Here is a 25433-nt window from a genome sequence, read left to right on the forward strand (position 1 = left end):
AAGTAGCGGACGAGTAGCGGCTCGTTCCCGGCGGACGGGAACGGGCGGGTGAGCACGTCGTTCCGGCGGGAATGACTGTCCGGTATGCGGATACCTGGTCGCGTGCCCCGTACACGGACCGCTAGCGTGCCGGGCATGAGCGCTACGGAATCACCCGCACACCCCCGCTTCGCCGCGGCCCTCGGCGAGCTGGGCCTCACCGAACTGGTCGGCGAGGTCCGCCGCTTCCCGGAGGCGACGCGCACCGCCCAGGAGGCCGCCGCCGCCATCGGCTGCAAACTCAGCCAGATCTGCAAGTCCCTGATCTTCGCGGCGGACGGCGTCCCGGTCCTCGTCCTGATGGACGGCGCGTCCCGGGTCGACCTGGAGCTCGTCCGGCGGGAGCTGGGCGCGCAGAAGGTGACGCGCGCGAAGGCGGACGTGGTGCGGGAGACCACGGGATACGCGATCGGCGGCGTACCGCCTTTCGGCCACGCGACGAAGACGCGGGTCCTCGCGGACCGCTCGCTGCTCGGCCACGAGGTGGTGTGGGCGGCGGCGGGCACTCCGTACGCGGTCTTCCCGATGACGCCCGCGGAGCTGATCGCCCACGCCGACGGCACGCTGGTGGACGTGCGCGAGCTCGCCAAGTGACGCCGCTGGTCGCGGCGGCGGTCCTGCTGGCCGCCGTCACGCACGCGTGCTGGAACGCGATCGCCCACCACATCACCGACAAGCTGGTCGGCTTCACCCTCATATCCGGCGGCGGGCTCCTCATCGGCCTGCTCCTTGCCCCGTTCACGGCGATACCGGCCGCCGCGGCCTGGCCGTACCTGGTCTTCTCCGCGCTCATCCACGTCGGCTACTACGCCCTGCTGATGAAGTCCTTCAAGCTCGGCGACTTCGGCCAGGCCTATCCCATCGCGCGCGGCACGGCCCCCCTGGTGGTCACCGTCCTCGCGGCGGTCTTCGCGGGCGAGGTGCCCGACGGCTGGCAGGCGGCGGGCGTCGCGGTGTCGTGCGCGGGCCTGACGGGCCTGGCCCTCTGGGGCATCCGCGGCTCGGGGCGGCGGCCCGACTGGGCGGCGATCGGCGCGGCACTCGCCACGGGCGTCTCGATCGCGGCGTACACGGTGGTGGACGGCCTCGGCGTCCGCGCCTCCGGGTCCTCCCTGGGCTACATCGCGTGGCTGATGATCCTGGAGGGCCTGGCGATCCCGGTGTACGCGGCGTACCGCTGGCGCGGTGAACTGGTCGGCCGGCTGCGGCCGTTCGCGGCGGTCGGCCTCCTGGGCGCGGCCCTCTCCGTGGCCGCGTACGGCCTGGTCCTCTGGGCCCAGACGAAGGCGGACCTGGCCCCCATCTCGGCGCTCCGGGAGTCCTCGATCATCGTCGGGGCGGGGATAGGAGCGGTGTTCTTCAAGGAGAAGTTCGGCGCACCGAGACTGGTGGCGGCGGGTTTGATGGTGGCGGGAATCGGACTGATGCTGCACGCGGGGTAGGCCGCCCGGACGGCCCGGCGTTCGAGGAGGGGTTTCCGGGAAGGGGCGGGGCGTTTCCGGAAGGGGGCGTGGCGTTTCCGGAAGGGGCAAGGCGTTGCCGGGCAGGGGCTCGGTGGGGGATCCGGGGGTGGCGAAACCCCTACAGCACCCCCCGCAGGGCCCGTACCAGGCCCTGGGCCCGGGGATCCGCCGTGACCCCCTTGTTCATCCCGTTCGTCACGTAGCCGAAGCCCACCCCCGACTCCGGGTCGGCGAAGCCGAGTGCGCCGCCGCGGCCGGGGTGGCCGAAGGAGTGCGCCGACAGCAGCGGCGACGCGGGCCCGTGCAGCATGTAGCCGAGGCCGAAGCGGGTGTCGACGACCAGGACCCGGTCCGCGCCGGCGGACGACTCCCGCCGGGCCAGCTCCGCCGTCTCCGGGGCGAACAGCCGTACCCCGCCGTCCACTTCACCGATCAGCGAGGCGTAGAACCGCGCCAGCGACGAGGCGGTCGCGATGCCGTTCGAGGCGGGGAACGCCGCCGCCCGGTACGCCGGGTCGTTCTCGTCCGGTGCCGGAGCGAGCGAGCCGAACGCCCGCTGGGTGAGCGAGCCGGGGTCCGCGTAGGCCTCGGCCACGTTCCGGCGGGGGCGGATCTTCAGGCCGCCCGGGGCCGCCCGCTCCGGGATACGGCCGATCCGCCCGGCCCGCCCCGCCTCCGCGTCCGGAAGTCCGATCCACAGGTCGAGGCCGAGCGGCCCGGCCATCTCCGCCGCCACCCACTCCCCCAGCGTTTGCCCGGTGGCCCGCCGCACCAGCTCCGCGGTCAGCCAGCCGTACGTGAGCGCGTGGTAGCCGTGGTCCGTGCCCGGCTCCCAGGACGGGGCCTGGGCCGCGACCGCCGCCGCGGCGGCCTCGGGGTCCGCCGCCCGCGCGGGCGTCAGCGGACGGTCGAGCGCGGGTATGCCCGCCCGGTGCGCGAGCACGTCACGGACCAGCGCACGTTCCTTGCCGGCCGCCTTGAACTCCGGCCAGAGGGAGCCCACGGGCGCGTCCAGGTCCAGCTCGCCGCGCTGATGCAGCAGGAGCAGGACGGCGGCGGCCACGCCCTTGGTGGCCGAGCGGACGATCTGCGCGGTGCCGGCCTCCCAGGGCTCGCCCCCGTCGACGCCGTCGGCGCCGTCGACGTCCTTGGTGCCGCCCCACAGGTCCACCACCGGGCGCCCGTCGCGGTACACGGTGAGCGCCGCGCCCCGCTCGCCGAGCTCCCGGAAGTTGCGGACGAACGCGTCCCAGACGGGCTCGAACCCCTCGGCGACCACGCCCCGCACATCCACATCCACGACATCCACCTTCACGACATCCATGCCAGGACCAACAGCCGCCCCACGCCGTGGATTCCCTACCGGTTCACCTTCACCGTCTTCGGATCGAAGCCGAACGGCAGCTCAAGGCGGTGGGCCCCCATCAGGACCTCGTCGCCGAGCAGCTCCCCCGTCGGCCCGTCCGCGGCGATCACGCCGTCGCTCAGGATCAGCGCCCGGGGGCAGAGTTCGAGCGCGTACGGCAGGTCGTGCGTGACCATCAGGACCGTCACGTCCAACGAGCGCAGGATGTCGGCGAGTTCGCGGCGCGAGGCGGGGTCCAGGTTCGACGAGGGTTCGTCGAGGACGAGGATCTCCGGCTCCATCGCGAGGACCGTCGCCACCGCGACGCGCCTGCGCTGGCCGAAGGAGAGGTGGTGCGGCGGGCGGTCGGCGAACTCCGCCATCCCCACCTGCGCCAGCGCCTTGTGGACCCGCGCCTCCAGCTCGGGGCCGCGCGTCCCGGCGGCGGCCGGGCCGAACGCCACGTCCTCGCGCACCGTCGGCATGAACAGCTGGTCGTCCGGGTCCTGGAAGACGATGCCGACGCGGCGCCTGATCTCGGCCATGTGCTTCTTGCCGACGGGCAGGCCCGCGACGGTGACCGTGCCCGCGCCGCCCGTGAGGATGCCGTTCAGGTGCAGGACGAGGGTCGTCTTGCCCGCGCCGTTCGGGCCGAGCAGCGCGACGCGCTCGCCGCGGCCGATGGTCATGTCGACGCCGAAGAGCGCCTGGTGCCCGTCGGGGTAGGCGAAGGCGAGGCCGGAGACCTCAAGGGAGGCGGGAGCGGGGGTCACGGGGGGCGTGGGGGTCACGGCGGTCACAGCATCCATCCCAGCAAGCAGACGACAAGGGCGGCACCCGGCAGGGCGAAGGCGTAGGTCCACTGTGCACGGGAAGCGGTGACCTCGTCGATCACGGGCATCGAACCGGCGTACCCGCGGCTGAGCATGGCCAGGTGCACCCGCTCGCCCCGCTCGTACGAGCGGATGAAGAGCGCGCCTGCGGACTTCGCGAGGACGCCCCACTGGCGTACGCCCCGGGCCTCGAAGCCGCGGGACTCGCGTGCGATCTTCATGCGGCGCATCTCGTCCGTGATCACGTCGCCGTACCGGATCATGAACGAGGCGATCTGGACGAGCAGCGGCGGCAGCTTCAGGCGCTGGAGGCCCAGGAGCAGCGAGCGCAGTTCGGTGGTGGAGGCGAGCAGCACGGACGCGGCGACGCCGAGCGTGCCCTTGGCCAGGACGTTCCAGGCGCCCCAGAGGCCGTTCACGCTCAGGGACAGGCCGAGCACGTCGACCCGTTCGCCCTCGGCCACGAACGGCATGAGCACCGCGAACGCCACGAACGGCACCTCGATGAGCAGCCGCTTGAGGAGGAACGGGAGGGGGACGCGGGCCGCGTGGGCCACCGCGCCGAGCAGCACCGCGTACAGGCCGAACGCCCACATCGCCTCGCGGGGCGTGGAGACCACCACGAGCACGAAGCAGAGGACCGCGGCGAGCTTGGTGTGCGGAGGCAGCGCGTGCACCGGCGAGTGGCCGGGCCGGTAGAGGCGGTGGGCGTGGCCCGCGCCCATGTCAGGCGTTCTCGGAGACGGACGCCGTCGAGGCGGGGTCCGTGTCCGTCGTACGGCGGCGGCGCAGCGCCCAGAAGACGGCCGAGCCCGCGACGACGGTGACGCCGACGCCGATCACGCCGGCGAGGCCGCCGGAGAGGCGGGTGTCGGTGATGTCCTTGACGCCGTAGTCGGCGAGCGGGGAGTCGGAGGCGGCGTGCTCCTCGGCCTTCTTGTCGATGCCCTTGTCCTGGGCGACCTTCTCCAGGCCGTCGGGGTCGGCGGAGGCGTAGAAGCTGACGAAGCCCGCGAGGACGAGGGAGGCGACCAGGCCCGCGATCCACACCTTGCGGTGCGAGCGGGCGGCGACGGGGGCCGGTTCCTCGGCGGCCGGGGCGTCGACGAGTTCGCCGCCGACGCGGAGCTTGAGCTTCTGGGTGAGGCCGCGCGCGCCGTAGACGAGGTCGGGGCGGACGGCGATGACGGCGCCGACGGTGAGGGCGGTGATCACGGCCTCGCCGATGCCGATGAGGACGTGCACGCCGACCATGGCGGTGGCGACCTTGCCGATGGAGACGTCGGTGGTGCCGCCGAGCGCGTAGAGGAACGTGAAGGCGACCGCGGCGGCGGGCACGGAGAGCAGCGCGGCGACGAAGGAGGCGGCGGTGATGGAGCGGCGGGTGCGCGGCAGCACCTTCACCAGGCCGCGGAAGGTGAGATAGGCCACGATGGTCGTGACGATGGCCATGTCCGTGATGTTCACGCCGAGGGCGGTGAGGCCGCCGTCGGCGAAGAGGACGCCCTGCATCAGGAGGACGACGGAGACGCACAGGACGCCTGTGTAGGGGCCGACGAGTATCGCGGCGAGGGCTCCGCCGAGCAGATGTCCGCTGGTCCCGGCGGCGACGGGGAAGTTCAGCATCTGCACCGCGAAGATGAACGCGGCCACGAGGCCGGCGAGCGGCGCCGTCCGCTCTCCCCCGCTCCCCGAGCGGGAGGTGCCCCCCAGCTCGCGCCGTGCGCCGCGGAGGCTGACCGCGATCGCTCCGGCGGCGATGACCCCGGTGGCGGCGGAGACGGGGGCGTTGATGAATCCGTCGGGGACATGCATGCGCGCGCTCCTGGGCAGGACAGGAAGAAGGAAGGCAGAGCGGATCGCTCGTGAACCGTTCAATGATAGTGGTCTGTTGCGAACGGTTTGCAAGAGCGGCGACTACCCAGTTATCCCGGTCACAGCTGGAGCAGGAATCGGAATATATGGGACATTAGAGGGCAGAAGGCACGTGACGGTGAGGAGTTAGGCGATGTCCGCAGTAGAGCAGTACGCACGTGCCCACGTCGTCACGGACTCCCCCGACGACCAGCTCGCCGTCCCCGCCGTCCTGCGGTACGACCCGGAGGCCGACCCGCTCTCGGTGCGGATCGGCCTGCCCGGTTCCCACGAGTGGACCTTCGCCAGGCAGCTCCTGGAACAGGGCCTGCGGGCCCCCACCACCAGCGGCGACGTCCACATCTGGCCCTGCGGCCGGGTCCAGACGGTCATGGAGTTCCATTCGGCGCAGGGGGTGGCGGTCGTGCAGTTCGACGCCTCGGCCCTGATCCGCTTCCTCCGCCGCACGTACGCGACCGCTGCCCCGGTGTCCCGCTGACCCACGAGAAGACGGCGGCCGGCGCAGGTTCCTTCCGCGCCGACCGCCGTCTCCCGGTTCACGTTCAGACCCGGACCGGCTCCCGGTCCTCGTCGCTGTTGCGGGCCGCTTCCTTCTCTTCCGCCGTCCGCAGGCCCTCGCCCTCGATGTCCACGTTCGGCAGCGCGCGGTCCAGCCAGCGCGGCAGCCACCACGCCCGCTTGCCCAGCAGTGCCAGCACCGCGGGCACCAGCGCCATCCGCACGACGAACGCATCGAAGAAGACCGCGATCGCCAGACCGAAGCCGATCATCTTCACCATCTGCTCGCTGGAGCCGATGAAGCCCGCGAAGACGGCGATCATGATCACGGCGGCTGCCGAGACCACCCGGGCGCCGTGCCGGAAGCCGGTCACGATCGCCTGGCCGGGGCGCTCCCCGTGGACGTACGCCTCGCGCATGCGGGTCACGAGGAAGACCTCGTAGTCCATCGCGAGACCGAAGACCACGCCCACCATGAAGATCGGCATCATGCTCATGATCGGGCCGGTCTGCTCGACGCCGAAGAGCGAGCCGAGCCAGCCCCACTGGAACACCGCGACGACCGCGCCCAGGGCCGCGAGGACCGAGAGCAGGAAGCCGAGGGCCGCCTTGAGCGGGACCAGGATCGAGCGGAAGACGACGATCAGGAGGAGGAAGGCGAGGCCGACGACGAGCGCCAGGTAGGGCAGCAGCGCGTCGTTCAGCTTCTCGGAGACGTCGATGTTCATGGCCGTCGAGCCGGTGACCATGACGCTCGCGCCCGTGTCGGACGTGATGTCGGCGCCCGCGTCACGGATCGCGTGCACGAGGTTCTCGGTCTCGATGCCGCTGGGCTTGGACGACGGGACGACGCTGATGATCGCCGTGTCGCCCGCCTTGTTGATCATCGGCGGGGCGACCGAGAGGACGTCGTCGAGCCCGGAGATCGTCTTGCTGATCTGACCGGCGGCGGCCTTCGGATCCTCGCTCCCCTTGAGGTCGGCGACCGTCATCAGCGGCCCGTTGAAGCCGGGCCCGAATCCGTCGGAGACCAGGTCGTACGCCTTGCGCTGGGTCGTGGACGTCGGCTGCGAGCCGTCGTCCGGCAGCCCCAGCTCAAGGGAGGACACGGGCAGCGCGGCGGCGCCCAGACCGATGACGCCGATCAAGAGGACGGTCAGCGGGCGGCGGGTCACGAAGCGGGCCCAGCGCGTGCCGAGGTTGTCCTTCGGCGCCGCGTCCGCGGCACCGGCGGCCTTCGCCTTCCTGCCGCCGCCGAGCACCTTGCTCTTCTCACCCGTGGGCTTGACCTTCTTGCCCGCGTACCCGAGCAGCGCCGGGATCAGGGTGAGCGCGATGAGCACGGCGATGACCACCGTGCCGGCCGCCGCGAAGCCCATCTTGGTGAGCATCGGGATGTTCACCACGGCGAGGCCGACCAGCGCGATGACCACGGTGAGCCCGGCGAAGACCACGGCCGAACCGGCGGTCCCCACGGCACGGCCCGCCGCCTCCTCGCGGTCCCGTCCGTCGGCGAGTTCGCCGCGGTAGCGGGAGACGATGAACAGCGCGTAGTCGATGCCGACCGCGAGGCCGATCATCATGGCCAGCGTGGAGGTCGTCGTGCCCAGGTCGAGCGCGCTGGCGAGCGCGGTGATCGTGGAGACGCCGATGCCGACGCCGATCAGCGCGGTGAGCAGCGGAAGCCCCGCCGCGATCAGCGAGCCGAAGGTGATGACGAGGACGACGGCCGCGACCGCGATGCCGATGACCTCGGTCGCCCCGGTCTCGGGCATCGCCTGGAGCGCGTCACCGCCCACCTCGACCGTGAGCCCGGAATCCCGCGCCTCTTCGGTCGTCTTCTCCAGCGCGTCCCGGCTCTCCTCGGTCAGCTCCATCGAGGTGACCTTGTACGAGACCGACGCGTACGCCGTGGAGCCGTCCTTGCTGACCGTCTTGGAGCGGAAGGGGCTGTCCGCCCGCGCCACCTCGTCCGAACCGGACTTGAGGGCGGAGACGGTCTTCTCGATCTCGGCCTTGTTGCCGGCGTCCGTGACCTTCTCGCCGTCCGGCGCCTTGAAGACGACCCGGGCGGTCGCGCCGTCGGCGCTGGCCTCGGGCACCCGCTCTTCGAGCAGGTCGAAGGCCTTCTGGGCCTCCGTCCCCGGTATGGAGAAGGAGCTGGAGGCGGCGGTGGGCGCGGACGCGGCACCGACTCCGGCGAGGGTCAGGAGGGCGACCCAGATGAGGGCGACGAAGTGCCGCCGCCTGAAGGCGAGTCGGCCTAGTTTGTAGAGGAAAGTGGCCACGAGGGCGTACTCCCGGTCAGGTCGTGGTGTCTACGGGGCAGGGGGGATCAGCCCGACGACGTGAGCGGTTCGCGTCAGGTGGAAAAGGGTGGGTTTTCGTGCGGGGTGGTCAGACGCCGAGAGCGGGGAGGATCACGGCGTCGATGTAGGAACGGAGGAACGCGCGGTCGACCGTGCGGTCCTCGATCAGGTCACGGGCGACGAAGCCGCCGACCATCATGTGGATGACGTACCCGAGGGCGGGGTTGTCCGGGGCCACTTCGCCCCGCTCCACGGCCCTGCGCAACAGGGCGTTCAGGCCGGTGATCTCCGGCTCGATGAGCAGCTGCCGCAGCGCCTGGTGGAGTTCGGGGTTCTCGTGGATGACGTGGAACAGGCTCCGCATCAGCGCGGCGTCCCGCTCCATCTGACAGTCGTCCGAACGGTCGGCGCTCGCCAGAAGGTCGCCGCGCAGGGATCCGGTGTCGATGTCCTCGATGGACCCCGGCTTGTTGTGCCGCAGCGCCCTGGCGATCAGCTCGGGCTTGCTCCCCCACTGGCGGTAGAGGGTGGCCTTGCTGGATTTCGTGCGGGACGCGATGGCGTCCATCGTGAGCGCCTCGTACCCGACCTCGCGGAGCAGGTCGAGCACGGCCGCGTAGAGCTCGGCCTCACGCTCGGGCGTGATCCGGCTGCGCCGCGCCGTTGCCGCCTCAGCCATGATCCCTCCGCTCCCTCGTCGAGTGTTCCGTACGCCATGACTGTACCCGCGCGCTTAACGAAACGAAACCGTTTCGTACGTGTGCTGCATCACGCGCGTGCGGACCGGTCACCCCGGCGCCCGCGCACCCCCGTCCGCCCCTCCGCGTACGTTTCCGGGTCCTTGTACGAGTTGCCGGGCCCTGCGCACCGGAAAAGCATGGTGAAGTGACCGACGCGCGCGATGAAGCCCATGCTGACCACGCCTACCTGCGATTTCCGCACCTCAGCGGCGACCGTCTCTGTTTCGCGGCCGAGGACGATCTCTGGGTGGCACCGCTGAGCCCGGACGGCGCCCCGGCGGGCCGCGCCTGGCGGGTGACCGTCGACCGGACCAAGGTGAGCCATCCGCGCTTCTCGCCGGACGGCCGGCAGATCGCGTACACGACCTGGCGCAGCCTCGACCCGGAGATCCATCTCGCCCCGGTCGACGGCGGTCCCGCCCGGCGCCTCACCTACTGGGGGAGCACGGACACCCGGGTCTGCGGCTGGTCCCCCGACGGCGACATCCTGGCCGTCTCCTCGCACGGCCAGCCCTTCTCGTACTTCTGCTGGGCCTACAGCGTGCCGACCGACGGATCACCCGGCGGCAAGCTGCCCTGGGGGCCGGTCTACGACATCGCGGTCAACGACATCGACGGCGAGCGCAAGACGCTCCTGCTGACCGGGAAGCCGCCGCACGAGCCCGCCGCCTGGAAGCGCTACCGGGGCGGGGCCACGGGCCGCCTGTGGCTGCACGGCGAGCAGCTCCTGCCCGGCCTCGACGGCCATCTGGACGCCCCGATGTTCGTGGACGGCCGCATCGCCTTCCTCTCCGACCACGAAGGCGTCGGCAACCTCTACTCCTGCCTGCCGGACGGCTCCGACCTGCGCCGGCACACCGACCACGACGCCTTCTACGCCCGGCACGCCTCCAGCGACGGCACCCGCGTCGTCTACCAGTGCGCGGGCGACGTCTGGCTGGTCGACGACCTGTCCGCCGATGCCGTGCCGCGCCGGCTCGACGTGCGCCTGGGCGGGCCGCGCGCCGGGCGGCGGATCTACCAGGTGCCGGCCGCGCAGCACGTCGACTCGCTCTCCGTGGACACGACGGGCCGGGCCAGCGCCGTCGTCGTACGCGGCAGCCTGTACTGGCTCACGCACCGGGACGGGCCCGCCCGCACCCTCTCGGACACCCCGGGCGTGCGCGTGCGGCTCCCGGAGATGCTCGGCAAGGGCGGGCAGGTCGCCTACGTCACCGACGCGGAGGGCGAGGACGCCGTCGAGATCGCCTATCTGCCGCGTGCCAGCGGCGACCGCGCGCCGCGCAGGCTGGCGCAGGGGCAGCTGGGCCGGGTCCTCGAACTGCTCTCCGACCCCGAGGGCGAACGGCTCGCGATCGCGTCCAACGACGGGCGGCTGCTGCTCATCGACGCGACCGAGGAGTCCGACGGCGAGGTGACCGAGCTGATCCGGTCCGTCAACGGGCCGGTGCGGGACCTGGCGTTCTCCCCGGACGGGGCGTGGCTGACCTGGTCGCACCCGGGCATCGGGCGCTCCCTGCGGCAGATCAAGATGGCCCGCATCGAGGGGCCCGGCCGCCGCATCATCGTCGACGTCACCAACGGCCGCTTCGAGGACGAGAACCCGGTCTTCACCCGCGACGGCCGCTATCTGGCCTTCCTGTCCTGGCGCGGCTTCGACCCCGTCTACGACGTGCACACCGGCGACCTGTCGTTCCCGCTGGGCTGCCGCCCCTATCTGGTGCCCCTGTCGTCGGCGACCCCGTCCCCCTTCGCCCTCTCCCCCGACGGGCGCCCGGCGGCGGGCGGGCTCGAACCGGCCGACACCGGGCCCCAGGACGGTTCCGTCACCGTGGAGGTGGAGGGCCTGGAGAGCCGGGTGACGCCGTTCCCGGTCTCGGCGTCCAAGTACTCCGCCCTCCACCCCGTCAGCGGCGGCGGCCTGGTCTGGATGCGGTGGCCGATCTCGGGCGCGCTCGGCGAGACGTTCGCCAACCCGGCGGACACCTCGGGGCGCCCCACCCTGGAGTACTTCAACATCGCCAAGGGCAAGAAGTCCGAACTGGTCGACCACCTCGACTGGTTCGCGCTCAGCGGCGACGGCTCGCGGCTCGTGGTGGTCGACGAGGGCGAGCTGCGCGCGGTGCCGTCGACGGAGACCGGCGACGGCGACACGACCGTCTGGATCGACCTGCGCCGCATCCTGCACGAGGTCGACCCGGCGGCCGAGTGGCGCCAGTCCTACGACGAGGCGGGCCGCCTCATCCGGGCCTACTTCTGGGAGCCGCACATGTGCGGCATCGACTGGCCCGCGATCCTGGACCAGTACCGGCCGCTGGTGGAGCGGGTGGCCTCCCCGGACGAGTTCGCCGACCTGCTCCGCGAGGTCCTGGGCGAACTGGGCACCTCCCACGCCTATGTGACCGCCGCCCGCCGCAACGAAGGGCCGCCGCACTACCAGCGGGCCATGGGGCTGCTCGGCGCGAACCTGGTCTGCCGGGACGGCAGTTGGACGATCAAGCGGATCCTGCCCGGTGACTCCTCCGACTCCAAGGCGCGCTCGCCGCTCGCGGGCGCGGGCATCCGCGAGGGGGCGGTCCTCACCCACATCGACGGCCGCCCGGTGGACCCGGTGGCCGGCCCCTTCCCGCTGCTGGCGGCGGCCGGCGGCACGACGGTGGAGCTGACGTTCCAGCCGGCGGAGGGCGAGGGCAGGGCGCGGCGGGTGGCGATCGTCCCCCTGGTCAACGAGCGCCCCCTGCGCTACCAGGACTGGGTGGCGAAACGACGCGACGTCGTACGGGAGTTGAGCGGCGGCAAGTGCGGCTACCTGCACATCCCCGACATGGGCGGCTCCGGGTGGGCGCAGTTCAACCGGGACCTGCGCCTTGAGGTCTCGCGGCCCGCCCTGATCGTGGACGTGCGCGGCAACGCGGGCGGCCACATCAGCGAGCTGGTGGTCGAGAAGCTGACCCGGAAGATCCTCGGCTGGGACCTGACACGGAACGCCCAGCCGGTGTCGTACGCGTCGAACGCGCCCCGGGGGCCCGTGGTGGCCCTGGCCGACGAGGCGACGTCGTCGGACGGCGACATGATCACGGCGGCCTTCAAGCTGCTCGGCCTCGGGCCCGTGGTGGGCCTGCGCACCTGGGGCGGCGTGGTGGGGATGACCGGGCGGCACGTGCTCGGTGACGGGACGGTCATCACGGTGCCGATGAACGCGGCCTGGTTCGACGCGTACGGCTGGTCCGTGGAGAACCACGGCGTGGCCCCGGACCTGGAGGTCCTGCGCACGCCCCTGGACTGGGCGGAGGGGCGGCACGCCCAGCTCGACGACGCGGTGGGGGTGGCGCTCGAACTCCTGGAACGGCAGCCGGCGGCGGTCCCGCCGGGGCTCGACGAGGTCCCCGACCGGCGGCGTCCGAAGCTGCCGCCACGGGGGTGACGGGCCTGGTCCGCGCGGTCCCTCACCGCCCGTAATTGATCGAAATGCGGGGATTCTTCCCTCATGTAAGTCTGGTCGAGGCCCCTCCAACCTCACCCTCTAGGAGTGAACCCGCATGGGCATCAAGGACCAGTTCCAGGACAAGGCCAACGACCTCGCCGACAAGGCGAAGGGCGCGATGGGCGGCGAGAAGGACGAGGCGAGCGAGCGTGCCTCGCAGGCGCGGGACGAGGCGGGCGAGCGCGGCTCGCAGGGCCAGGACCAGGCCCGGGAGGCGGCGCAGGAGCAGCAGGACAAGTTCAACCAGGACTACGACGCCTGACGCTGCGCCGAGCTGTGACCGCAGGGCCCACCCGGACGCCGGGTGGGCCCTGCGCTTGCCTGCCGCCTTTTCGGCCCGCAGGCAACTACCGTCCCGTCCGGGCCTGTTCGTCGGCGGAGCCGCCCGCTCCGACGAGGCCGGTGGAGACCGAACCCAAGCGGGGTTCGAACCGCCGCATCTCGCGCTGGCCGACCGAGCCGATGATCCCCGGCAGGTACCCCCGGATGCCCTGCATCCCCCGCAGCCACCACTGCGCGTACACGTGGCTGGAGCGCCGCTCGATCCCGGCGACGATCCGGTCGACGGCGGGACCCAGCGGGTACGTCTTGCCGGCCGGCCACGGCAGCCGCTGCCGCAGCTCCCGCATCACGTCGTCCTGGTCAGCGCCCCGCACCATGTCCGTGTCCGTCCAGGACAGGTATCCGACGCCCACCTTCACGCCCTTGTAGCCGACCTCGGCCCGCAGGCAGTGCGCGTACGCCTCGACGCCCGACTTCGAGGCGCAGTACGCCGTCATCATCGGCGCCGGCGTGATCGCCGCCAGCGAGGCGATCTGGAGGAGATAGCCCCGGCTCTCCATGAGGACGGGCAGGAACGCCCGGCCCGTCACCGCGCTGCCGATGAGGTTGACCTCGATCACCCGGCGCCACGCCTCGGGGTCGGACTCCACGAAGGGGCCGCCGTTGGCGACGCCCGCGTTGGCGACGACGACGTCGACCTTGCCGAACCGCGCCTTGACCTCCTGGGCCACCCGCGCCATCGCGACATGGTCCGTGACGTCCGCGTGCCAGGCCTCGGCCTCGGTGTGCAGCCGCCCGGCCACCTGCTTCAGCTCGTCCGGCTCCAGGCCGACCAGCGCGATCTTCGCGCCCCGCGCCGACAGCTTGCGCGCGAGCAACTCCCCCACGCCCCGCGCCGCCCCGGTGACGACCGCGACCTGACCCTCAAGGCTGACCTTGCTCATGCGCTGCTCCCCTCAAGCCCCTGAACCCGCTGTTCGCCGGCCCGTACGTACTTCTTCGCGAGGGTCCTGATCCCCTCGGTGACCGTCTCCGGCGCCTCGACCGGCGTCATGTGGCCGATGCCGGGCAGCTCGGTGAGGCCGAGCGAGTCCGGCAGCATCTGGGCCAGGCGCCGCGCGAGCGGGACGGGTGTCATCCGGTCCGCGGTGCCCGCGATGATCGCGGTCGGCACGGTCAGCTCCAGGACGCCCGCGTCCAGCGCCAGCTCGTCCAGGACGTGCGACCAGCGGTGGCGCACCACCCTCGGGCAGCCGTGCACGATCCGCGCGCACACCTCGACCCGCTCCGGGGCCGAACCCGGGCCCATCGTGGCGTACTTGAGGACCCGGCGGGCCATGGGCGTGACGGGACCCAGCGGCGCCTTCGCCCCGAGCACCGAGCGCGTCAGCCGCGTCCGGATCCGCCCGGCCCGCAGCGGCACCACGGTCGACGCGGCGACGAGCCCCGCGCTCCCGGTGCTGCACAGCAGGGCGGCGGCCGCGTGCTCCCGGAACCCCGGTCGCGTACTCGCCGCCATGATGGTCATGCCGCCCATGGAGTGCCCGGCGATCACGGCCTGCTCCCCCGGCTCCAGCGTCGCCGCGAGCACCGCTTCGAGGTCGTCGGCGAGGGCGGTCGTGCTGTACCCCTCGACGCCGTCCGGCGCGGCACTGCGCCCGTGGCCCCGCTGGTCGTACGCGATCACCCGGTGGTCGGCCGCGAGGTCGCGTATCTGCGCAGCCCAGAAGGCGGTCGAGCACGTCCACCCGTGGGCGAGCACCACCGCGGGCGCGCCCTGCGGGCCGTGCACCTCGGCGTGCAGCCGCGCGCCGTCCGCCGACACGACGGTCAGCTCCCGCCCGGCGGCGGGCGGCGCGAACGGTCCGGTCGTCACATGCGTCAGCCTGCTCATGCCGCTGCCTCGGCCTTCTTCGTCTTCGTCCGGCGCGACGCGCCCTTGCCCGCCTCGGCCGCCGCGGCCTTCCGCCCGGGAAGCCGCAGCACCTCGTACTCGGCGAGGTCCACGTGGCGCGTGGCGGCGCGGAACTCGCTCGTGGTGCCCGGCCAGATCGTGGTGTTCACGCCGTTCTCGTCGAGGTACCAGCTGTTGCAGCCGCCGGTGTTCCACACCGTGCGCTTCATGCGCTCCTGCACCTTGTCGTTCCAGGCGTTCACGGCGTTGGTGCGCACGGCGAGCGCGGCCCGGCCGCCGAGGACGTCCAGCTGGCGCATGTAGTCGGCGAGGTAGTTCAGCTGGGACTCGATCATCAGGATCATCGAGGAGTTGCCGAGTCCGGTGTTCGGGCCGATGACCGTCATGAAGTTGGGGAAGCCGGCGGCGGTCGCGCCGCGCAGCGACTTCATGCCGTCCTTCCAGGTCTCCATCATCGTCACCCCGTCGGGCCCGACGACGCGGTGGGCGATCGGCATGTCCGTCACGTGGAATCCCGTGCCGAAGATGATCGCGTCGACCTCGGTCTCGGTGCCGTCGGCGGCGACCACGGTGTTCCCGCGCACCTCGCTGAGCCCACTGGCCACGACGTCGACGTTCGGCTGCGCGAGCGCCGGATAGTAGGTGTTGGAGAGCAGGATGCGCTTGCACCCGATGCGGTACGAGGGCGTCAGCTTGGCCCGCAGGTCCCGGTCCTTGACGGCGCGGGCGATGTTGCCCTTGGCGAGCTGCTCGACCAGGCCGAGTTCGTTCGGCCGCTTGGTGAACGCCTGGACCTGCAACTCCCGGATGCCCCACAGGATTCCGCGCCGCGCCTGGGTGGTGAACGGCAGCCGGCGGTGCAGCCAGCGTTCGGCCCTGCTGATGGCGCGGTCCATGCGCGGCATCACCCAGGGCGGGGTGCGCTGGAAGAGGGTCAGCTTGCCGACCTCGCGCTGGATCGCGGGCACGATCTGGATGGCGGAGGCGCCGGTGCCGATCATCGCGACGCGCTTGCCGCGCAGGTCGTAGTCGTGGTCCCAGCGCGCGGAGTGGAAGACCTTGCCATCGAAGGTGTCGAGGCCGGGGATGTCCGGGAGCTTGGGGTCGGAGAGCGGCCCGGTGGCGGAGACCACGACGTCGGCGGTGAGGGTGCCGTTGCTGGTCTCGACCTCCCACCACAGCTGCTCGGCGTCCCAGCGCATCTGCTTCACCTCGGTGTCGAGGCGGATGTGCGGGCGCAGCCGGAAGGTGTCGGCGAGCTGCTCCAGGTACTCCTGGATCTTCTCCTGGCCCGAGAAGGTGCGGGGCCAGTCGGGGTTGGGCGCGAAGGAGAACGAGTACAGGTGCGAGGGCACGTCGCACGCGCAGCCCGGATAGCTGTTGTCCCGCCAGGTGCCGCCCACGGCGCTCGCCCGCTCCAGGACGACGAAGTCCGTGATGCCTTCGCGGCGCAGCCGGACCGCGGCCCCGAGCCCGCCGAAGCCGGACCCGACCACCGCCACCCGTACGTGTTCGTGTGCGCGACCCGGGTCGCGCCCCTGCTCGCGCTCCCGCTGGCGCTCGTCCTCGGCCATGCCGACGCCTCCCGAACTGCTCACGACTCTGCCAGTGACCACTGGCGCAATTGGGAGAGTAGAGCAGCCGCGTACTGATGGGTAGGGGTCTGGCGCATCGAGTTACCGCCGGTAGGGCCCCACCGTTAGAACACCAGCGCGATCCGGCAGCACATAGGCTGCTGCCGTGGCAGAGACACGCGAGTACCGCATGGAGGAGCTGGCCGAGGCGGCCGGCATCACGGTGCGCACCGTGCGCTTCTACCGGGAGCGCGGACTGATCCCGCCGCCAAGGCGCGAGGGCCGCATCGCCTGGTACGACGACCACCACCTGGCCAGACTCCGGACGATCGCCGCGCTCCTGGACCGCGGCCACACCCTGAGCGGCATCGCGGAACTCGCGGAGGCCTTCGAGAACGGCCGCGACGTCGGCGAACTCCTCGGCATCGGCGAACCCACCGAGGAGACCCCGGTCCGCCTCACCCCCGAGGAACTGGCCGACCGCTTCGCCGGCGAGGTCACCCCCGAGAACCTCGCCGCGGCCCTGGACCTCGGCTATCTCGGCACGGACGGCGAGGACATCGTCCACGTGAGCCGCCGCCTCCTGGACGTCTCCTCGGCCCTGGTCCGCGAGGGCGTCCCGCTGGCCGCGGTCCTGGAGGCGGGCCAGCGCGTGCGCGAACACGCGGACGTCCTGGCCGAGTTGTTCATCACGATGATCCGCACCCACACACCGGCGGGGTCGGGCGACGTCAACGTCGCGCGCCTGCGCCCCCTGGCGAAGAGCGTGGTGGAGGCGGAACTGTCGATGGCCCTGGACCGCCGCCTGGCCGCCGAGAAGCCGGACGAGGACTGACCGGACCCGACGGCCGCTCTCAGCGCGGCAGGAACCAACGGGCCTTGTAGATCCCGCCGTCGACGAGCTCGTACTCCCCCGCGGGCCGGTGCACGCTCACCCTGGTCGTCCACCAGGTCTCCTCCAGACCGGCCTCCGGCACGGTGGAGACGACCTGGCCGGTGCGCGGATCGTCGCCCACGGCCTTCACCGACTTGCGGGAGATCTCCTCGTGCCCCGCGAAGTCCCGCTCGAAGGACTCGGCGCGGATGTCGTACTGGAAGACGGAGGCGTTGGTCGTCACCCACAGCCGCCCGGGGCGCGCGGCCACCGGGAACAGGTCGTGCCCGCCGGGGGTCTTGCCCGGCGTCCCGACCGGGAGCCCCAGCGAGGACCGGCGTGTCAGCGTGGGCCTGGCCCGGGTGCCGCCCACCTCGTACGTGACCAGCTCGTCGTCGCCGATGGCCCACAGCACCTCGCGGGCGCCGTCCCAGTGCAGTCCGTGCGCGCCCTTCAGCTCCGCCTCCGCGTACCGCGAGGCGCGCGGGCCCTGCGAGGCCGCATACAGCCTGACCTGCGCACCCGTGCTGCACGCCACCGCGACGTTGCCGTCCGGCAGGATCTCCGCGCTGTGGGGGTTGAAGAGATCGTCGCCCGGACCGATCGCCGTACCCCAGTAGCGCTGGCCGGAGGGGTGGTGGACGACCGCGACGAAGCCGAAGGACGCGGTCGTCAGGACGTACGTACGCCCCTTGTGCCGGCGCACCTTCGACTCGCTCGGATACACCCAGCTGTCCTCCGGCCGCAGGTCGCGGTATCCCGGCTGCCGCAGCGGCGAGAACTCCCAGCGCACGACGGACGCGTCGTTCTGCGGGTCCCAGACCCGGCGGCGCGGGTCGAGCACGAGGATCTTCTGGGTCGCCTGGTCGGTGAGGAGCACGGGAGGCGTGCCCCGCGGCACGTCTCCGCCGCCACCAGCGGCACCGGCGGCACTCGCGGCACCGGCGGCACTCGCGGGCGCCGCGGCGGCCGGCGGCAGTCCGGCGCCGATTCCCGCACCCAGCGCTCCGAGCAGCACACCCCGACGAGACGGTCTCGACGCACTCGACTTACCGGACATGAAGTCTCCCCCACACGGCTGGCAGTTGAGACATTGTCAGGTACGCGCTCGCAACATGCCATGGCGCCGCGCGGCATCACATGTCGTAGACCACCGTGACGGGTGCATGGTCCGACCACCGCTGCTCGTGCGTGGCCGCCCGCTCCACGAAGCCCTTGACCGCGCGCTCCGCGAGCCCCCGCGTCGCCACGTGGTAGTCGATGCGCCAGCCCGTGTCGTTGTCGAAGGCGCGGCCGCGGTAGGACCACCAGGAGTAGGGGCCCTCGACGTCGGGGTGCAGCGCGCGCATCACGTCGACGTATCCGGCCTCCTCCTCGAAGACCTCGCCGAGCCAGGCGCGCTCCTCGGGCAGGAAGCCCGAGTTCTTCTTGTTGCCCTTCCAGTTCTTGAGGTCGGCCTCCTGGTGCGCGATGTTCCAGTCACCGCAGACCACGACCTGGCGCCCCTCGGCGGCGGCCCGCTGCCTGAGCCCCTTCAGATACGTGAGGAACTCCCCCATGAACCGGATCTTCTCGTCCTGCCGCTCCGTGCCGACCTCGCCCGAGGGCAGATAAAGGCTCGCGACCGTCACGCCGGGCAGATCCGCCTCGACATAGCGCCCGCTGCCGTCGAACTCCTGCGACCCGAATCCGATCCGCACCCGGTCCGGCTCGCGGCGCGTGTAGAGGGAGACGCCCGCGCGCCCCTTGGCGGCGGCCGGCGCGTGCACGACGTGCCAGCCCTCGGGCTCCCGCACGCCGTCCGGCAGCTGCTGCGGCTCGGCCCGCACCTCCTGGAGGCAGAGCACGTCGGCCGAGGTCTCGGCCAGCCACTCGACGAAGCCCTTCTTGGCGGCGGCGCGCAGCCCGTTCACATTCACAGAGGTCACAGTGAGCATCCGGGAACGATACCGGCACACTGGACGGAGCCCGTTTAATGCACCCCCGCCCGCCACCGCATAGAAGTACGATGGTTCGCATGAGTATCCAGTCATCGTCGCAGCGTGCCGCCGTCGAGCTGCGCCCCACCCCCTTCGACCACCCCGACGCGGTCCGGCTCAACGACCGCGTCCAGCTCGAATACGCCGAGCGGTACGGCGACGAGGGCGACGTCACACCCCTCGACCCGGCCATGTTCGCGGCGCCCCGGGGTCTGTACCTCGTCGCGTACGACGCGGCCGGCACCCCGGTGGCCACCGGCGGCTGGCGCGGCCACGAGCAGAACGACGAGGGGTACGCGGACGGCGACGCCGAGATCAAGCGCATGTACGTGACCCCGGAGGCGCGCGGCCTCGGGCTGGCCCGCCGCATCCTGGCGGCCCTGGAGGACCACGCGCGGGCGGCGGGGCGTACGCGCATGGTCCTGGAGACGGGCACGAAGCAGCCGGAGGCCATAGCCCTCTACACCTCGACCGGTTACACCCCGGCTCCCGCGAAGTTCGGCCACTACCGCTTCGAGAATCTGAGCCGCTGCTACGTGAAGGCGCTGTAGCCCCCGGGCCCTGCGGGGCCCTGCGCCTCTCGCGGCACACGCAAAGATCCCGCCCAGTTCGATGAACTGGACGGGATCTCATGTGCAGTGGACCTGTGGGGATTTGAACCCCAGACCCCCTCGATGCGAACGAGGTGCGCTACCAGACTGCGCCACAGGCCCTTGCAACGAGTGAAACTCTAGCATCCCGATCCGGGTGCTCGGAAATCCGTTCCTGGCTGGTCAGGACTCACTCGTTGGCGGCCCGCGGCCGCTCGCCTTCCTCGTACTGGTCGAAGAGGGGCGTGCGTCCGCGTTCCCGGGCCCTGCGCGCGGACGCGGCCCGCCGTGCGTCGCTGCGGCCACCGCCGCCGTCCGCGGCCTCGGCGGCCTCGGCGCCCTCCGCCTCGTCGGCGGCATCGGCGTACCGGCTCATCTCCGCCTCGCCCCGCGCCTCCTCGGCGGTGGGCTCGACGGAGCTCGACCGGGCCGAGCTCCAGGCGTCGGGGGCGCCCAAGTCGACGTCACCGGTGGCCCGCGGGGCGACCGGCGCGGTCACGTAGGTCGGCAGGGGCACCGGCACCGGGTCCCAGCTGTCGCCGTGGCCCGGGCGGCGCTGCCGCTCACGCTGCTGGTCCACCCACTCCGCGTGGTCGGTCTGCTCGACCAGCGCGCGGCGGTCGGCGGCGAGCGCGGAGAGTCCGGTCTCCGTGTCGGGGGCCGGTCCTTCCTCCGCGTCGTCGAGCATCGCGTCCGCACCGCCCGGCGCGCGCCGGCGCGGCTGACGCTCGCGCAGCCGCTGGGCGGCGACCTCGGCCCTGCGCCGGTCCATGGTGTAGGTGAAGCGGCGCCGCTCCTGGGCGCGCAGATAGACGATGTACGCGCTCAACAGCGCGGCCGGCGCCGCGGGCGCCCAGAGGAACGCGAGGCCCCCGACGGCGGCGACGATCGTGCCGATGGTGAAGGCGACGAACAGCATCACCGTCGTACGCCGTCGGCGCGCGAGCACCTTCGTGCGCCGGGCGCGCGCGGCGGCTTCGGCCGACGCGGCGCGCTGGCCGGGCGACTGCTGGGGGCGCGCCTGCGAGCGCGGCGCAGGCTGCTGCGGCTGGGGCTTGGCCGGCGCGGGCTGCTGGGCCTGGGCCTGCGGCTTGACCGGCGCGGGCTTGGCGGCCGGCGCGGGTTTCACCGGCACCTTGGCCTGCGGCTCGGGCCGCTCCTCCTGACCGCTCAGCCGGTCCTGGCCGCCCTGCCGGTGCGGAGGCGCGACGAAGGCCCGGACGTCCACCGAGCCGGTGGCGTTGTCCGGTTCGCGCGACTCCTCCTCTTCGGGCGAGCGCGCTTGCAGGTCCTTGGCGTACCGGCGCTCCATCCCCGCACGTCCGGACAGGAGCCGGATGGCGGTGCTGAAGCGTTCCGTCGGACGGGCTTCATTGAGCTCGTCCTGCCTACGGAGCCACATCGGCACCAAGTAGGCGGCCCAGGCCCCGACGATGACTGCGTAGATGAGGCCGCTGCTGCTCACGCCTCACACGGTAGAGGGGTTTGCTTGAGGCCATCTGCCAATTGCGCCGGTGTGTCGCACGATCTGGCTGATATCTCGAACTTTTTTTGTGACTGATGCGATCAACAGGTCGCCACGACCGTGAAATTAATGCCTCAGGGGGACCAAGTCGGGCCCCAGACGGTCGATCACCGCTTTATTTCAAACACTTATTCTATTTACGCGGTGTTCCGGGGTCGTGCCTGGTGCCAGCGTCGGAGCAACCCTTCCGGTACCTCTTCCGCGGTCAGCGCGAAGACAAGATGATCGCGCCAGGCGCCGTCGATGTGGAGATATCGTGGACGAAGCCCCTCCTCGCGGAATCCGAGTTTCTCCACGACCCGGCGGCTCGGCCCGTTCTCCGGGCGAATACAGACCTCGATACGGTGCAGCCCGACCGCCCGGAAGCAGTGATCGACGGCGAGGGCGACGGCGGTGGGCATCACGCCGCGGCCCGCGACCGACTGGTCGACCCAGTAGCCGACATGGCCCGAGCACATCGATCCCCAGGTGATCCCGGCGACCGTCAGCTGCCCGACGAGCCGCCCCTGGTACTCGATCACGAAGGGCAGCATGCGCCCGGCGTGCGCCTCGGCGCGCAGGTGCCGCACCATCTGACGGTACGTCGGGCGGTGCACGATCGGGCCGCTGGGCGTGGGCGGCGGAATGGTCGCCTCCCAGGGGCGCAGCCAGTCCCGGTTGCGCCGGTTGACCTCACGCCAGGGCCGCTGGTCGCGCATCTTTATCGGACGGAGGGCGACGTCGCCGTCCGTCAGCTCGACGGGCCAGGAAGGGCTGTTCAGCTCGCACCGCCCGGGGGTCTCGGGTGGTCGCCGCCCCGCAGCTGCTCGACGGCGTGCACCAGCAGGGGTTCGAGGACGGCGATGCCGTCCCGCACACCGCCGGTGGAGCCCGGCAGGTTCACGATGAGCGTGCGCCCGGCCACTCCCGCGAGGCCGCGGGAGAGCGCGGCCGTGGGGATCTTCTCCCTGCCGTGGGCGCGGATCGCCTCCGGGATGCCGGGCACCTCGTGGTCGATGACCGCGCGGGTGGCCTCGGGGGTGCGGTCGGTGGGCGAGATGCCGGTGCCGCCTGTGGTGAGGATCACGTCGAACCCGGCCTCGGCTCCGGCCCGCAGCTCCTGCTCGACCGGATCGCCGTCGGGGACGACCCGGGGGCCTTCGACCTCGAAGCCGAGCGCGGCCAGCGCCTCGGCGATGACCGGCCCGCCCCGGTCGGCGTAGACCCCGGCGGCCGCGCGGTTGGAGGCGGTGACGACGAGCGCGCGGTAGGCGGTCATGCCCCGGTCCCTTCGCGGTTCCAGTCCCCGGACTTGCCGCCGGTCTTCTCCTCGACCCGCACGTCCGTGATGACCGCGCCCTTGTCGACGGCCTTGACCATGTCGATCACCGTGAGCGCGGCGACGCTCACCGCGGTGAGCGCCTCCATCTCCACGCCCGTACGGTCCGTCGTCTTCACCGTGGCCAGGATCTCGACGGCGTCGTCCGCCACGGAGAGGTCCAGTTTCACCCCGGAGACGGCCAGCGGATGGCAGAGCGGGATCAGGTCGGGCGTGCGCTTGGCCCCCATGATCCCCGCGATCCGCGCGGTGGCCAGGGCGTCCCCCTTGGGCACGCCCTCGCCCCGCAGCAGCTCGATCACACGGGGCGAGACCAGGACGCGGCCACTGGCGCGGGCGGTGCGCGCGGTCACGTCCTTGGCGGATACGTCGACCATCCGGGCGGCGCCCGCTTCATCGATGTGCGTCAGTCTCGCTTGCGTGCTCATGTGCTGTGGCGCTCCCGGTCCGGGCCCTCCCGCGGTGCGGTGCGAGGGGGTTTGTGTGCGCGACACCGTACCGCGCGCGACCGCCTTTCAGCCGAGCAGGACCACTTCGACGTCGGCGCCGGGCTCCACCGACGTGGTGTCCTCCGGGACGACGATCAGCGCGTTCGCGTGCGCGAGGGCCGCGACGAGATGGGAGCCCGCGCCGCCCACGGGGCGCACGCCGCCGGCCTCGGCGTCGTACTGCCCGCGCAGGAACTGGCGCTTGCCCGCCGGGGAGGTGAGCGCCTTGTCGGCGGTGAGCGTCGCGCGCGCCGTGGTCCGGTGGACGTCCGGCAGGCCCATCAGGGCGCGCACGGCGGGACGCACGAAGATCTCGAAGGAGACGTACGACGACACGGGGTTGCCCGGCAGGGCGAGCAGCGGGGTGTGGTCGGGGCCGATGGAGCCGAAGCCCTGCGGCTTGCCCGGCTGCATGGCGAGCTTGCGGAACTCGACGCCGCCGCCCGTCCCGACGCCGTCCTCGGTCTCGCCCACGGAGGAGAGGGCTTCCTTCACGACGTCGTACGCGCCGACGCTGACGCCGCCCGTGGTGACGATGAGGTCGGCCCGGATCAGCTGGTCCTCGATGGTGGAGCGCAGCGTCTCGGCGTCGTCGGCGACCGCGCCCACGCGGTAGGCGATGGCTCCGGCGTCCCGGGCCGCGGCGGTCAGGGCGAAGCTGTTGGAGTCGTAGATCTGGCCCTTGGCCAACTCTTCGCCCGGCTGGATCAGTTCGCTGCCGGTGGACATGACGACCACGCGGGGGCGCGGGCGGACCGTGACCGTGCTGCGGCCGATCGCGGCGAGCAGGGCGATCTGCGGGGCGCCGAGGACCGTGCCCGCGGTCAGGGCCCGGTCGCCGGCCCGGACGTCGCTGCCCCGGGCCCGCACGTGCGCGCGTGCCTCGGCGGGGCGGTGCACGCGGACCTCGCCGGAGGCGCCCTCGGGGGCGGCGCTGTGCGCGCGCATCCCGGAGACGGGGCCTTCGCCGAGGCCTCCGTCGGTCCACTCCACGGGGACGACGGCCTCGGCACCGGGCGGCAGGGGGGCGCCGGTCATGATGCGGACCGCCTGGCCCGCGCCGACGGCCGGCTGCTCGCCCTGGCCCGCGGCCACGTCACCGACGACGGTCAGGACGGCGGGGAACTCCTCGCTCGCGCCCGCGATGTCGGCGACCCGCACCGCGTACCCGTCCATGGAGCTGTTGTCGAAGGGCGGCAGCGAGACGGGCACCGTGACGTCCTCGACGAGGACGCAGCCCTGCGCGTCGAGGAGTTGGAGCTCGATGGGCTCCAGGGGGCGGACGCACCCGAGGATGTCGTCCAGGTGCTCGCTCACCGACCAGACGTGTTCCTGGCCGGTGATCTCGGTCGTCGCGCTGCTGCTCAAAGTGCTACATCTCCTCGGACACGTAACTGCGGAGCCAGGCCTGGAAGTCCGGGCCCAGGTCTTCACGTTCGCACGCGAGTCTGACAATGGCACGCAGATAGTCGCCCCGGTCGCCGGTGTCATAGCGCCGGCCCTTGAAGACGACGCCGTGCACGGGGCCGCCGACCTTCTCGTCCACGGCGAGCTGCTGGAGCGCGTCGGTGAGCTGGATCTCGCCGCCGCGGCCCGGCTCGGTCTTGCGCAGTATGTCGAAGACGTGGGGATCGAGGACGTACCGCCCGATGATGGCGTAGTTGCTGGGGGCGTCCGCCGCGTCCGGCTTCTCGACCAGGCCGGTCACCTTGACGACGTCGCCCTCGTCCGTGGCGTCCACGGCCGCGCAGCCGTAGAGATGGATCTGCTCGGGGGCCACCTCCATGAGGGCGATGACGCTGCCGCCGTGCCGCTCCTGCACCTCGACCATGCGGGCGAGCAGCGGGTCGCGCGGGTCGATCAGGTCGTCGCCGAGGAGCACGGCGAACGGTTCGTTGCCGACGTGCGGCGCGGCGCACAGGACGGCGTGACCGAGCCCCTTGGGGTCGCCCTGGCGTACGTAGTGCATGGTCGCGAGGTCGCTGGACTCCTGGACCTTCGCGAGTCTCGCCTCGTCGCCCTTCTTCAGAAGGGCCGACTCCAGCTCGTAGTTGCGGTCGAAGTGGTCCTCCAGGGGGCGCTTGTTGCGGCCCGTGATCATGAGGACGTCGTCGAGGCCTGCGGAGGCGGCCTCCTCGACCACGTACTGGATCGCCGGCTTGTCGACGACCGGCAGCATCTCCTTGGGAGTGGCCTTGGTGGCCGGCAGGAACCGGGTGCCCAGACCGGCTGCGGGAATGACAGCCTTGCTGATCCTTGGGGGGTGAGACTCAGTCATGTCCGTAACCATAACCGGTGCGTA

At 72.0% G+C, this 25433-nt stretch carries 24 protein-coding genes and 1 tRNA gene; 7 read left to right on the forward strand and 18 right to left on the reverse strand.

The features are described from left to right. Positions 1-135 precede the first annotated feature (135 nt). Positions 136-633 carry a YbaK/EbsC family protein gene (locus QBL25_RS18675; RefSeq protein ID WP_409058174.1) on the forward strand — a complete coding sequence of 166 codons (498 nt, stop codon included), beginning with the start codon at positions 136-138 and terminating at the stop codon, positions 631-633. Then, positions 630-1481 carry an EamA family transporter gene (locus QBL25_RS18680; protein WP_409058175.1) on the forward strand — a complete coding sequence of 284 codons (852 nt, stop codon included), beginning with the start codon at positions 630-632 and terminating at the stop codon, positions 1479-1481. The genes QBL25_RS18675 and QBL25_RS18680 overlap by 4 nt, the downstream gene beginning before the upstream one ends. Positions 1482-1620: 139 nt before the next feature. Here QBL25_RS18680 and QBL25_RS18685 read toward each other — a convergent pair whose 3' ends face one another. Genes QBL25_RS18685 through QBL25_RS18700 form a run of 4 tightly spaced genes read right to left on the reverse strand, consistent with a single transcriptional unit; the run spans position 1621 to position 5495 of the window. After that, complete coding sequence (locus QBL25_RS18685; protein WP_409058176.1) at positions 1621-2802, reverse strand: serine hydrolase domain-containing protein; 1182 nt, start codon at positions 2800-2802, stop codon at positions 1621-1623. Between the two features lie 59 nt (positions 2803-2861). After that, positions 2862-3656 (reverse strand): energy-coupling factor ABC transporter ATP-binding protein, encoded by a 795-nt coding sequence (locus QBL25_RS18690; RefSeq protein ID WP_409058177.1) that lies wholly within the window; start codon positions 3654-3656, stop codon positions 2862-2864. Then, positions 3644-4405, reverse strand: coding sequence for a cobalt ECF transporter T component CbiQ (cbiQ, locus tag QBL25_RS18695; RefSeq protein WP_409058178.1), 762 nt, complete (start codon positions 4403-4405; stop codon positions 3644-3646). Before cbiQ ends, QBL25_RS18690 begins: the two co-directional genes overlap by 13 nt. Position 4406: 1 nt before the next feature. After that, positions 4407-5495, reverse strand: a complete 1089-nt coding sequence (locus QBL25_RS18700; protein WP_409058179.1) for an energy-coupling factor ABC transporter permease — start codon at positions 5493-5495, stop codon at positions 4407-4409. A gap of 193 nt (positions 5496-5688) precedes the next feature. On the opposite strand from QBL25_RS18700, the gene QBL25_RS18705 reads away from it, so the two are divergent. Further along, entirely contained in the window at positions 5689-6033 is a 345-nt protein-coding gene (locus QBL25_RS18705) for an SsgA family sporulation/cell division regulator (RefSeq protein WP_409058180.1), read from the forward strand. A 64-nt stretch (positions 6034-6097) separates the two neighbouring features. Here QBL25_RS18705 and QBL25_RS18710 read toward each other — a convergent pair whose 3' ends face one another. After that, entirely contained in the window at positions 6098-8341 is a 2244-nt protein-coding gene (locus QBL25_RS18710; RefSeq protein ID WP_409058181.1) for an MMPL family transporter, read from the reverse strand. Positions 8342-8450: 109 nt separating this feature from the next. Next, the gene (locus QBL25_RS18715; RefSeq protein ID WP_409058182.1) at positions 8451-9041 is read right to left on the reverse strand and encodes a TetR/AcrR family transcriptional regulator; all 591 of its coding nucleotides are present in this window, start codon (positions 9039-9041) and stop codon (positions 8451-8453) included. Positions 9042-9247: 206 nt separating this feature from the next. Here QBL25_RS18715 and QBL25_RS18720 point away from each other — a divergent pair, with 206 nt between their 5' ends. Continuing rightward, entirely contained in the window at positions 9248-12526 is a 3279-nt protein-coding gene (locus tag QBL25_RS18720; protein WP_409058183.1) for a S41 family peptidase, read from the forward strand. A gap of 115 nt (positions 12527-12641) precedes the next feature. Then, positions 12642-12848, forward strand: a complete 207-nt coding sequence (locus QBL25_RS18725; protein ID WP_409058184.1) for a hypothetical protein — start codon at positions 12642-12644, stop codon at positions 12846-12848. 85 nt (positions 12849-12933) lie between these two features. Here the strand turns inward: QBL25_RS18725 and QBL25_RS18730 are convergent, their stop codons facing one another. From QBL25_RS18730 to QBL25_RS18740, 3 genes are read right to left on the reverse strand one after another with little or no spacing between them, the layout of a single operon-like run. Next, complete coding sequence (locus QBL25_RS18730; RefSeq protein ID WP_409058185.1) at positions 12934-13812, reverse strand: SDR family oxidoreductase; 879 nt, start codon at positions 13810-13812, stop codon at positions 12934-12936. Continuing rightward, a complete protein-coding gene (locus tag QBL25_RS18735) occupies positions 13809-14762 on the reverse strand; it encodes an alpha/beta fold hydrolase (protein WP_409058186.1) in 954 nt (317 codons plus the stop codon). Before QBL25_RS18735 ends, QBL25_RS18730 begins: the two co-directional genes overlap by 4 nt. Next, positions 14759-16357, reverse strand: a complete 1599-nt coding sequence (locus QBL25_RS18740; RefSeq protein WP_409062699.1) for a flavin-containing monooxygenase — start codon at positions 16355-16357, stop codon at positions 14759-14761. The genes QBL25_RS18735 and QBL25_RS18740 overlap by 4 nt, the downstream gene beginning before the upstream one ends. A 166-nt stretch (positions 16358-16523) precedes the next feature. Here QBL25_RS18740 and QBL25_RS18745 point away from each other — a divergent pair, with 166 nt between their 5' ends. Continuing rightward, the gene (locus QBL25_RS18745) at positions 16524-17192 is read left to right on the forward strand and encodes a MerR family transcriptional regulator (protein WP_409058187.1); all 669 of its coding nucleotides are present in this window, start codon (positions 16524-16526) and stop codon (positions 17190-17192) included. A 19-nt stretch (positions 17193-17211) separates the two neighbouring features. Here the strand turns inward: QBL25_RS18745 and QBL25_RS18750 are convergent, their stop codons facing one another. Together QBL25_RS18750 and QBL25_RS18755 are read right to left on the reverse strand one after the other, a co-directional pair. After that, the gene (locus QBL25_RS18750) at positions 17212-18249 is read right to left on the reverse strand and encodes a DUF6528 family protein (protein ID WP_409058188.1); all 1038 of its coding nucleotides are present in this window, start codon (positions 18247-18249) and stop codon (positions 17212-17214) included. Positions 18250-18367: 118 nt separating this feature from the next. After that, positions 18368-19168: an exodeoxyribonuclease III gene (locus tag QBL25_RS18755; RefSeq protein ID WP_409058189.1), complete on the reverse strand. Its 801-nt coding sequence runs from the start codon at positions 19166-19168 to the stop codon at positions 18368-18370. 80 nt (positions 19169-19248) lie between these two features. Here QBL25_RS18755 and QBL25_RS18760 point away from each other — a divergent pair, with 80 nt between their 5' ends. Further along, positions 19249-19761 carry a GNAT family N-acetyltransferase gene (locus tag QBL25_RS18760; protein WP_409058190.1) on the forward strand — a complete coding sequence of 171 codons (513 nt, stop codon included), beginning with the start codon at positions 19249-19251 and terminating at the stop codon, positions 19759-19761. A gap of 88 nt (positions 19762-19849) precedes the next feature. Here QBL25_RS18760 and QBL25_RS18765 read toward each other — a convergent pair. From QBL25_RS18765 to galU, 7 genes are all read right to left on the reverse strand, one after another. Then, positions 19850-19923 (reverse strand) — tRNA-Ala (locus QBL25_RS18765). A gap of 67 nt (positions 19924-19990) precedes the next feature. Beyond that, the gene (glpR, locus tag QBL25_RS18770) at positions 19991-21265 is read right to left on the reverse strand and encodes a gephyrin-like molybdotransferase receptor GlpR (protein WP_409058191.1); all 1275 of its coding nucleotides are present in this window, start codon (positions 21263-21265) and stop codon (positions 19991-19993) included. A 197-nt stretch (positions 21266-21462) separates the two neighbouring features. Next, complete coding sequence (locus QBL25_RS18775) at positions 21463-22086, reverse strand: GNAT family N-acetyltransferase (RefSeq protein WP_409062700.1); 624 nt, start codon at positions 22084-22086, stop codon at positions 21463-21465. Then, the gene (locus tag QBL25_RS18780) at positions 22083-22583 is read right to left on the reverse strand and encodes a molybdenum cofactor biosynthesis protein B (RefSeq protein WP_409058192.1); all 501 of its coding nucleotides are present in this window, start codon (positions 22581-22583) and stop codon (positions 22083-22085) included. The genes QBL25_RS18775 and QBL25_RS18780 overlap by 4 nt, the downstream gene beginning before the upstream one ends. After that, positions 22580-23071 carry a cyclic pyranopterin monophosphate synthase MoaC gene (gene moaC, locus QBL25_RS18785; protein ID WP_409058193.1) on the reverse strand — a complete coding sequence of 164 codons (492 nt, stop codon included), beginning with the start codon at positions 23069-23071 and terminating at the stop codon, positions 22580-22582. The genes QBL25_RS18780 and moaC overlap by 4 nt, the downstream gene beginning before the upstream one ends. A gap of 87 nt (positions 23072-23158) precedes the next feature. Further along, on the reverse strand, positions 23159-24499 hold the full coding sequence (glp, locus tag QBL25_RS18790) for a gephyrin-like molybdotransferase Glp (RefSeq protein WP_409058194.1): 1341 nt from the start codon (positions 24497-24499) through the stop codon (positions 23159-23161). 4 nt (positions 24500-24503) lie between these two features. Continuing rightward, a complete protein-coding gene (gene galU, locus QBL25_RS18795; protein ID WP_351162871.1) occupies positions 24504-25409 on the reverse strand; it encodes a UTP--glucose-1-phosphate uridylyltransferase GalU in 906 nt (301 codons plus the stop codon). Between the last annotated feature and the right edge of the window lie 24 nt (positions 25410-25433).

Origin of the sequence: Streptomyces sp. SYP-A7185 (genome assembly GCF_046103685.1) — a bacterium.
Lineage (GTDB): Bacteria > Actinomycetota > Actinomycetes > Streptomycetales > Streptomycetaceae > Streptomyces.

Bases quoted from the DNA above. Each gene is read 5' to 3' on its own strand.
- QBL25_RS18675 (WP_409058174.1), top strand. From the start codon at position 136: ATGAGCGCTACGGAATCACCCGCACACCCCCGCTTCGCCGCGGCCCTC.
- QBL25_RS18690 (WP_409058177.1), bottom strand. From the start codon at position 3,656: ATGGATGCTGTGACCGCCGTGACCCCCACGCCCCCCGTGACCCCCGCT.
- cbiQ (WP_409058178.1), bottom strand. From the start codon at position 4,405: ATGGGCGCGGGCCACGCCCACCGCCTCTACCGGCCCGGCCACTCGCCG.
- QBL25_RS18700 (WP_409058179.1), bottom strand. From the start codon at position 5,495: ATGCATGTCCCCGACGGATTCATCAACGCCCCCGTCTCCGCCGCCACC.
- QBL25_RS18705 (WP_409058180.1), top strand. From the start codon at position 5,689: ATGTCCGCAGTAGAGCAGTACGCACGTGCCCACGTCGTCACGGACTCC.
- QBL25_RS18715 (WP_409058182.1), bottom strand. From the start codon at position 9,041: ATGGCTGAGGCGGCAACGGCGCGGCGCAGCCGGATCACGCCCGAGCGT.
- QBL25_RS18725 (WP_409058184.1), top strand. From the start codon at position 12,642: ATGGGCATCAAGGACCAGTTCCAGGACAAGGCCAACGACCTCGCCGAC.
- QBL25_RS18730 (WP_409058185.1), bottom strand. From the start codon at position 13,812: ATGAGCAAGGTCAGCCTTGAGGGTCAGGTCGCGGTCGTCACCGGGGCG.
- QBL25_RS18735 (WP_409058186.1), bottom strand. From the start codon at position 14,762: ATGAGCAGGCTGACGCATGTGACGACCGGACCGTTCGCGCCGCCCGCC.
- QBL25_RS18740 (WP_409062699.1), bottom strand. From the start codon at position 16,357: ATGGCCGAGGACGAGCGCCAGCGGGAGCGCGAGCAGGGGCGCGACCCG.
- QBL25_RS18755 (WP_409058189.1), bottom strand. From the start codon at position 19,168: ATGCTCACTGTGACCTCTGTGAATGTGAACGGGCTGCGCGCCGCCGCC.
- QBL25_RS18760 (WP_409058190.1), top strand. From the start codon at position 19,249: ATGAGTATCCAGTCATCGTCGCAGCGTGCCGCCGTCGAGCTGCGCCCC.
- QBL25_RS18780 (WP_409058192.1), bottom strand. From the start codon at position 22,583: ATGACCGCCTACCGCGCGCTCGTCGTCACCGCCTCCAACCGCGCGGCC.
- moaC (WP_409058193.1), bottom strand. From the start codon at position 23,071: ATGAGCACGCAAGCGAGACTGACGCACATCGATGAAGCGGGCGCCGCC.
- galU (WP_351162871.1), bottom strand. From the start codon at position 25,409: ATGACTGAGTCTCACCCCCCAAGGATCAGCAAGGCTGTCATTCCCGCA.